We start from the raw sequence: 8,848 nt of genomic DNA, 5'->3' as shown, positions 1-8,848 counted from the left end.
CGGCATGTGAAATGACAATGACGATCGAGAGAATTCGGCTGCGCGGACTCGACGGCTAATGGCCTCATTGGTAGCTTCAACTTGATCATCTGCCGTGAATGTCGAGGTCACCGGCTCATCGAGCGTCTCGATATTCGCCCGCGGTGAGCATTGTCCTTTCGACAATAAACGTGTCTGTTCGGAAACAAATATGGGGGCGATGTCCGCGTGCCGATCGACGGTGGAGGCGAGCCGAGCGAGGGTGCGGCCGGAACGATGCCTCCCGTACCGGACTCCATCCGGGAGGCCGCCCGGCGGGCGCCCGACCACTGGCTGGGCATGGTCGACCCGGCGTGGGCCGGAGAGGGCGCCCCGCCGTCCTGGGCGGTGGTCGGGCAGTGGCGGTCGAGTCTGGAGGGCGAGATCGTCGAGTGGCGTGACAACGAGGAGTACCGGCCGTCGCCGTCGGCGCTCGGCTGGCCGGAGCCGGCCGATGCGGTCGACGCGGCGGTGCAACTGGCCGCCACGGGCTACGGCCCCGGCGAGGCCGTGACCGAGGCGCTGGCGGCCCTGCCGGAGGCGGCGGTCTTCGTCACGCCGCAGGGCGACCCGCTGCCGGCCACCGCGCCGGACGGCACGACCCCCGTGGTCCCCGTCTTCACCTCCCCGGGCTACCTGCGGGCCGCGGGCCGGCTGGCGTACGCGCTGATGAGCGTGCGCGACCTGGCCGACCGGATCCCCGCCGGCCATGTCATCCACCTCAACCCCTCGGCCCCGGTGAGCATGACGGTGGACACCACGATGCTTCGCGAGGCGCTGCAGAGCGTGCCGGAGCGTGTCGCCGACGGTGTGGGCGACGTCAGGGTTCGGACAACCGGGAACGGTTGAGTGACACCTCTGGTGCGGATGAGAAAAGATCCGGGCAGAATCGGGCAAGGCCGGTGACATCCGGGCGAAAACGGAGTAGATCGGTCTTGAACCCGAACACTGCCGGGTTCGTATGCCTTAACTGAGGGCTGCCTTTCGCCGAAGCCGCCTACGTACGGGGCGAGGGGCCGACCTCGGACCGCCGCGCTGCGGTCACGCGGAGGAGGTGCACCAGTGATCGGCCACCTTCCCCACGGCGACCGAAGCCGTCACCGGAGGTGATCGTGACCCGCTGGAGAAGGGCGTCCACCCGCCGGGACCGAGGCCGGCAGAACCCGGCCGTCTCGTCCAGGAAGGGCCGTGCCGGCCGCGCGAAGGGCCGGCCCGCGGTCGTGGTCGACGAGTACGACAACCTCATCATGCTGCGCTCCTCCGCGGACACGTCGCCGCGGCCGGAGGGCATGGCCGAGCTCGCCCGCTTCCTCAGCGGCGGTGACGACGCACAGAAGGTGTTCACCGTCGTGGTCGGCGCGGACGGCGCGGACGGCGAGCTGTGGACCCGGCTCGGCGCCGTCCTGGACTCCCTGCGCGACCGCGGCGTGGAGACCGTGCGCCTCGCGCTGTCGGGCGCGGGCGCGTCGCGCTCCGGACGACCCGCCATCGCGCAGCGGATCGCCGACGCCTGGGGGATCAAGGTGATCGCCCCGGACGCGGGCGTGCTCATCGTCCCCGGAGGCTCGCTGTTCGCGCTCGGCGCCGGCGCGCCCGACCGCGGCTGGCGGTGGTTCACGCCCGGCGCGGAGCCGACGCCGCTCGGCCCGCGCAGCCCCGCACCGCCCTGGCAGCCCGAACTCGCGCGGCTGCCCGGCCGCACCGCCGGCGGCTACATCGTCGAGCAGGTCCCGGCCGGGATCCTGGTGCGGTCGGCGAAGGCGCCCGCCACCCGCGCCGGCGACCTGTGCTACGCGGTGCCGGTCGACGGCGAGCACCCCACCGTCCTCGTCGACGCCTCCGAGTCCCGCGGTGAGCCGGACGTCACCGCCGACGACATCGCGGCGCTGCTGGCCGCGCTGCCGGACTCGACCCGCACGACGGTCCGGCTGGCCCCCTGCGGCCCGCGCGACCTGCTGAGCGTCGCCCAGGACACCGCCGAGATACTGGGCGCCGAGGTCGAGCTGCTGACCGGGCTCCCGCTGGTCGTCGGCACCGACGCCGAACCCGACGTACGGCCCGTCCTGATCGGCGCGGACGCCGAACCGACCTGGGCGCCGTTCGTCGAGGCGGTCGCGTGCCGGCCGTACGACGCGGACGGCCGGGTGGTCGAGCCCCGGCTGGTCCGCTGGCGTTCCCCGATGTCCGGCGTCCGCCGTACGGAGCCGGCGCCCGTGCCGCTCTCGGACCGCTGGCAGGTCTGCGTGACGAGGGCGGGCCTGTCGGTCGGACCGCGCGGCGAGCAGCCCGCCGTCGCCGAGCGGCCGGTCTCGTCCGAGCAACTGGCCGTCGAGCTGAACCTGCGTGGCGCGCCGGCCGACGACGCGCTCTTCGCCGATCTGTCCCGCCTGCTGTCGGAGATCGGGGCCGGGGTGCGCGACTTCGTCACCCTGCACCGCGTCCTGCCGTCCCGGCAGCCTGAGGGCGAGGACTTCCGCCTGCTCCGGCTGGCGATCGACCACGGCGTGTCGCTGGCGGAACCCCGGTCGCCCGAGGCGTCGCCGGAGCCTGCGATGGCGGCGGTACGCACGGTCGCCGTCCCCCGGCGTCCGCGAGAACCCGTCGCCGCACCGGCCCCGCGCCCGTCGGAGGCGAGGATTCCGGCGTCCGCCCGCGCCGTCGCGTCCACGTCCGCGACCGCCGGCCCGCCCGCGAGAGCCGCGAGCGGCGGCCCGCCCCGGTCCGACACCCCGGCGACGAACGCCGGCCCGGCGTTCCCCGCGTCCGGCGGTCCGTCCATGTACGGGCCCGGCGGCTCGGTGGCGGACTCGGCGGCGGACGTTGCCCCGGCGTCTCCCGCGCCCGGCGGTCCGCCCGCGTACGAGCCCGGCGCCCGGGTGGCGGACGGCGGTCCGGCGTTCCCCGCGATCGGTGATCCGCCCGCGTACGGGCCCGATGGTCCGGCGACGGACGGCGATCCGGCCGACGGTCCGCCCGCGTACGAGCCCGACGGTCCGGTGGCGGACGACGGTCCGGCGGCGCCGCCGGACCGCGGTCCCGCGGCGCCCGTGTCCGGCGATCCGGGCCCGTCGGCCGCTGACGAGCCCGCGCCCCGGCGTGACTCCGCGGGCCCGGCGCCCCGGGCCGCCGAGGGGCCCGGCCGTGCTCCGGCCGCGCCACCGCGGTCCGGCGGCGCGCAACCGCTCCGCCCGGGCCTGGGCGGGACTCCGCCGGCCCCGGTCACGCCGAGCAGGGACGCCTCCGGCACGGCCGCCGGGGAAGCGTTCCGGCCCTCGTCCTCGACGCCCCTCGGCCCTGCGGAGCCCCCGGCGTCCGCCGCGCCGCCGGTCGCCACGGAGTCCGCGGCCGCACCCCCGGAACCGACCCCGCCCGCGAAGACGTCAGCGGAGACACCGGCGAGAACGTCCGCGCCTGCTCCCGCGGCCCGGGGGACGCGTCCCCGGCCGTCGGTGAAGCAGGTCCGCCGCAGCACCGAGGCGGAGCGTGCCGAGTTCCGCGCGCTCGCCCAGCCGGTGTGGGAGCGGCACAGCGCCTCGGTGAACCGGGCGATGACGCAGATGCCCGCGCTGCGCGGCGCCCAGATGGACGCCGCGCGGACCGACCTGGTCGCGGTGCACATCTACCTCTCGGGCGGGCAGGGCGAACTCGGCCAGGAGGACGGGGACGGCATGCCCGCCGGGTACACCGCCTGCCTCGGCTCCGGCCTGTGCCGCCTGCCCTCCTACCGGGGCGTCGTCGTACGCGGCGGGCTGCCCGAAGGGGGCCTGGAACGCTTCATGCCGGGAACCGTGGTGCGCGAGCCCGGCCCGGTCAGCGCGCTGCCGCTCAGGGCCGCCGCCGGCCTGCCCGCCGCGGCGGGAGGTTACGTCATCTGGTCCTCCACCGGCCGCCGGGTGCGCCCGCTGCTGGGTTCCGCGTCCGGCGCGGCCTCCGACGAGGTGGTGTTCCCGCCCGGTACGGCCTTCCGCGTGCTCGACGTACGGTCCGCCGGCCCGGCGCCGATGGTGCTGCTGACCGAGGTGGTGGGCGGCGGACCCGTGGACGAGCGGCCCGGCGGACTGGACGACGCGGACCGGGCGGCGTTCGAACGGCTCGATGAGGCTCTGCGCCGCCAGGCGTCCCCGGCCGGCGGCGCGTCCCCGGCCGGCTGGCCGGCGCGCTGCGCCGAACCTCTGGGGGAGGCCTGATGCCTCATCGATGCCCGAAGAACCGCAGGCGACCGCCCGTGACCGATCGCGGCGAAGGAGCATGATCTTGTCTGCAGAGTCAGGTCCCGGCGAACGTGCGGAGTCGCTCGGCGTCCGCCGGCCGGTCGCCCTGCCGGAGACCGACATGGACGCCGCCGACGGGCTGATCCCGGCCGAGCCGGACTCTGAGCCGGACTCTGAGCCGGACTCTGAGCCGGGGTCTGAGCCGAACGAGTCCGCCGCAGCCGCCACGGCCGCCGTGGACGACGCCAAGGCGCCGGCGGACTCCGCGGCCCGGGAGAAGAAGGACGACCGCGCCGCCGTGGCGGAGGACATCGCCGCGCCCACGCGGCCGGGCGCCCTCGACGGCGACGAGATGCCGCCGGATCGCCCGAACAAGCCCTTGCTGGCCGGGGTGGCGATCGGCGGTGCGGTCGTGCTGGCCGTGCCGATCCTGCTGATCGGCACCGGTTCGGACCATGCGAAGAAGCACCCGACCGCCGCCGCGGCCGAGACGGTGCTGCCCGGCGCCGGGCAGCCGCCGACGGGTGCGTTCGTGTCGAGCACCCCGACGCCGTCGCCCTCCGCGAAGAATAAGGACAAGGCGAAGGCCAAGAAGAAGGCGACGCCCTCCGCCACGCCCTCGCCCACCGCCCACGCGCGGAGAAAGACCGTCTCGCCCCAGATGCCGTCGCCGAATGCGCCGTCGTCCCGGGTGATCCACGCACCGCGGAACCTCTACCCGGGTGACACGGTACGCACCAACCGCATCGCGCTGACCATGCAGGCGGGCGGCAACCTCGTTCTGCGCGACAAGAGCAAAAAGATCATCTGGTCCACCAGAACCCACAAGCCCGGGGTCTACGCCACGTTCCAGCGCGACGGCAACCTCGTCCTCTACGACGCCGGCAGGAAGGCGGTCTGGGCCGCGGGTTCGTTCGGCCACGACAACTCGACGCTGGTCCTGCAGTCCGACTACAACATGGTGATCGTCGACCACGACGGTCATCCCGTCTGGGCGACCGGCACCAACCGGTGATCCGGCACCGCGCCGTACACCCGTCGCATCCGCGACTGAGCTCTAGAACGAAGGAAGAAGACCGTGGCTTCTAAGTCAGGATCTGGCGAACGCGCGGAGTCGCTCGGCGTCCGCCGGCCGGTCGAACTGCCGGAGACGGACATCGACGCCGCCGGGAACCTGGCACCGGCCGACTCCGAGCCGGAGAGCGGCGAGGCCGCCGGCGACGGCGAGGAGACCGCGGATGCCAAGGCGACCTCGGACGCCGGGGAGACCGCCCAGGCGAAAGAGCCGCAGGCCGAGACCGCCGCGCAGGCCAAGGGCGGCCAGAGCCTGGCCACGGCGACCGACGTCGCCGTGGCGACACCCGGGGCCGACGGTGACGCTGACGGGGACGGCATGCCGCCGGACCGGCCGAAGAAGCCGGTTCTGGCGGCGGTGGCGATCGGCGGTGCGGTCGTGCTGGCGGTGCCGATCCTGCTGATCGGCACCGGTTCGCATCACGGTGAGAAGCACCCGACCACCGCCGCGGCCGACAACGTCCTGCCCGGTGACGCGCAGCCGCCGGCGGGAGCGTTCACCTCCCAGTCGCCCACGCCGACTCCGACGCCCTCGCCCTCGGCCTCGGCGAAGAAGAAGACCAAGGCCGACAAGAAAAACGCCGACGAGACGAAAACCGTCGCGAGCGCGAAGACGAAGGTGTGGCCGGGCGTCTCCAACGTGCTGCTGAAGAACGCCGCGAGCGGCCTGTGTGCCGACATCCCGGGCTACGGGAAGGGATCGGCCGACGGCAAGGTCGCCCAGTACTACTGCACCCTCGGCGACTCCGACAACCAGGTCTGGTCGCTCGGCGTGATGAGCGGCATGAAGGGGCCCGGGGGTACCGCCCTCTTCCTGATCCGCAACACCAAGGACAACCTCTGCATGGACCTGCCGTACTACAAGGGCGTGTCGGCGGGCACCAAGGTGACCGAGTACTACTGCCGGCCCAAGGGCGACAACCAGCTGTGGTACCGGAGCCACACGCACGGCAAGCGGTACCGCATCCGCAACTACGCGAGCCACGGGCTGTGCCTCGGGCCGACGGGCCGCTCCCACGCGCGGGACAAGCAGCTCGAGGTCCACAAGTGCGGAAGCGGCGACGAATGGTCGTGGCCCAGCGGCACCTGACCCGTACGACGCCGCGGGGGTCAGTTCACCCGGGGCGGGGTCAGCTCACCCGGGGCTCGGAACCCGCCGGCCAGTCGCCGGGCATGTCGGCGGGGTCGCACGGATGGCCGGTGTCCTGGGACCGGGCGAGCCGGCGGCGTGCCGCCTCCGCCGCGCGCCGGGCCTCGGTCTGTACGGCCGGGTCGTCCGCCAGGGCCGCCGCGTGGTCGTACCAGACGGCCGCCTCGCCGTGCTGTTCGTCCTCCCCGCAGCGTTCGCCGGCGCGGAGCGCCGCCGCCACCAGGTCGTCGCGGGAGACGAGCGGGCCGGCGGCCATCAGGTGCCGCGAGATCTGCGCGGGGTGGCGGTGCGGTAGCTCACCCAGCGCACGCGCGACCGCGGCGTGCAGCATCTGGCGGCGGGCGGGAGTGAGGTCGTGCAACATCAGCTCGCGGGCGAGATCGGGCATCAGATAGCGGCCGAGCCGGCCGGTGGTGCCCTCCTCCCAGTTCAGCATCCGGGCGATGACGGCCGCGTCGATGAGCGAGAGCAGTTCCTCGCGCGTGATGGCCCGGACCTGCACGAGGAGCTCGGGGTCGAGTTCTCCTCCGGTCACCGCGAGCGCCTCCAGCATCTTCAGTACGCGTTCGTCGAGCTGGTCCAGCCGGGCGCGCAGGACCCGGATGACGGACGCGGGGAGCCGCGCGCCGGGCCCGGTGCGCTGGTCGCCGGGCAGTTCGAGGATCTCGGTGATGAGGAACGGGTTGCCCTCGCCGCGCCGGTGCAGCGCCACCGCCTCGGACTGCTGCGGCTCGCTGCCCATCAGCTCGTCGAACGGCGTGGAGCGGAGCCTCATCAGCTCGTGGACGTCCTCCACGGTGAGCGGGCCCAGCGGGAGCAGGGTGGCGCGGCTCTGCCGGACGAGCAGTGCCAGCAGCTCGCGCAGGCCCACGTCGTCGGTGTCCTGCGTCGTGCAGACCACGACCAGCGGCACGTCGCGCAGCAGCGTGGCGTACATGCCGAGCAGGCGGCGGAACCGGCGACCGGCGCGGTGCAGGTCCTCGATCAGGCAGATGGTGGGCTGGCGGGCGAGCCGCTCGGCCAGGTCGCGGGCGATCGCCTCCGGCTCGCCCTCCACACGGATCTGCGGGAACAGCGCCGACAGCAGCTGCCCGAGCGGATTGAACCGATCGTTCGCGGCCTCCTCTTCGTCCGAGTCGATGTCGCTGCCGCAGCGGACCCACACGACGCGGAACGCCAGGTCCGCGGCCCGGGAGGCGAACTCCTCGGCGAGCCGGGTCTTCCCGATGCCGGACTCTCCGGACAGCAGCACCCAGCGGGTCTCGCCCGCGGCCGCGTCACTGAGGAGCTCGTCGTAACGGGAGAGTTCGTCGGCGCGGCCGACGAGCGGGCGGGCGATGACCGACGGCCGCGCGGGCCGCGCCGGCCGCGCCGGGGGCGTGGTCCGCGCGCCGGGCGGCACGTGTGCGGGGGCCGTACGGACGGGTGCCGGTGCGGGCAGGTCCTGGCGGAGTACGGCGACGTGGACACCGCTCAGCTCGGGTCCCGGCACGGTGCCGAGTTCGTCGGCGAGCAGCGCGCGGATCGTCTCGTAGCGCCGCAGCGCCTCGGCGGGCCGCCCGGCCAGGTAGAGGGCGCGCATCAGCAGCGCCCACGCGGCCTCGCGCAGCGGAGACCGCGTGGTGAGCTCCTCGGCGATGAGGGCCGCCTTGTCGTACTCGCGCTGCTGGAGGAGCACGGTGGCGTTCAGCTCGCCGGCCCCCATCCGGATCTCCTCCAGCCGGGAGATCTCACGGGCGGCGAAGGCGTGGTTGGCGGCGTCGGCCAGGGCGGCGCCCCGCCACAGGCCCAGGCCGCTCTCGACCTCACGCCGGGCGTCTTCGAGCCGCTCCTGGGCCAGCAGCTCACGGGCACGGGTGACCGACTCCTCGAAGCGCGTCGAGTCGCGGGTCTCGGGCGGCGCGTTGAGCGTGTAGCCGGCCGGTCCGCTGACCAGCACGGTGCCCTGCCCGCGCCGCGTACGGTCCGGCTCCAGCACGGCGCGCAGACGGCTGATGTGGGAGTGGATGGAGGAGACGGCACCCGCGGGCGGACGTCCCTCCCACAGGTCGTCGCACAGGCGGTCGGCCGACACCGGGTGGCCGTCCTCGACCAGGAGGCGGGTGAGCAGCACGCGTCGCTTGGGCGGGCCCAGGTCGAGCCGGACATCGCCGGACCATGCCTCAAGCGGGCCCAGCAGCCCGAACCTGACACGGTCGCTCAATGGCTCGCCTTCCACAGTATGGGCGCCATGACGTCGTCGGTCTCGTCTGCGCCGAAGGGGAAAGAGAGGGTCGGCCGCTGCCGATCGGCACCCGACAACATCGTGCCCCGGCTGACTGTTCACCTGACAGGTCGGAAACTGTTCACTCTACGGCGTTTCCGGCGGACTGGTGCTTCGCGCGCTGGGGCGGCG

Annotated in this window: 5 protein-coding genes; 4 read left to right on the top strand and 1 reads right to left on the bottom strand. The window is 74.1% G+C overall.

Annotated elements, in window-relative coordinates:
- Positions 1 to 255: 255 nt before the first annotated feature.
- The 4 genes from OG417_RS52995 (at position 256) to OG417_RS52980 (ending at position 6,393) form a co-directional block, all read left to right on the top strand.
- Positions 256 to 867, top strand: a complete 612-nt coding sequence (locus OG417_RS52995; RefSeq protein WP_329247157.1) for a type VII secretion system-associated protein — start codon at positions 256 to 258, stop codon at positions 865 to 867.
- 263 nt (positions 868 to 1,130) lie between these two features.
- Positions 1,131 to 4,205 carry a hypothetical protein gene (locus OG417_RS52990; RefSeq protein WP_329247154.1) on the top strand — a complete coding sequence of 1,025 codons (3,075 nt, stop codon included), beginning with the start codon at positions 1,131 to 1,133 and terminating at the stop codon, positions 4,203 to 4,205.
- Between the two features lie 67 nt (positions 4,206 to 4,272).
- Positions 4,273 to 5,244 carry a hypothetical protein gene (locus OG417_RS52985; protein WP_329247151.1) on the top strand — a complete coding sequence of 324 codons (972 nt, stop codon included), beginning with the start codon at positions 4,273 to 4,275 and terminating at the stop codon, positions 5,242 to 5,244.
- Positions 5,245 to 5,307: 63 nt separating this feature from the next.
- Positions 5,308 to 6,393, top strand: a complete 1,086-nt coding sequence (locus OG417_RS52980) for an RICIN domain-containing protein (protein WP_329247149.1) — start codon at positions 5,308 to 5,310, stop codon at positions 6,391 to 6,393.
- A 40-nt stretch (positions 6,394 to 6,433) separates the two neighbouring features.
- Here OG417_RS52980 and OG417_RS52975 read toward each other — a convergent pair whose 3' ends face one another.
- The gene (locus tag OG417_RS52975) at positions 6,434 to 8,656 is read right to left on the bottom strand and encodes a BTAD domain-containing putative transcriptional regulator (RefSeq protein WP_329247146.1); all 2,223 of its coding nucleotides are present in this window, start codon (positions 8,654 to 8,656) and stop codon (positions 6,434 to 6,436) included.
- Between the last annotated feature and the right edge of the window lie 192 nt (positions 8,657 to 8,848).

It is taken from the genome of Actinoallomurus sp. NBC_01490 (assembly GCF_036227085.1).
Taxonomy (GTDB): Bacteria; Actinomycetota; Actinomycetes; order Streptosporangiales; family Streptosporangiaceae; genus Actinoallomurus; species Actinoallomurus oryzae.
This window is presented reverse-complemented; position numbering and strand designations above follow the sequence as displayed.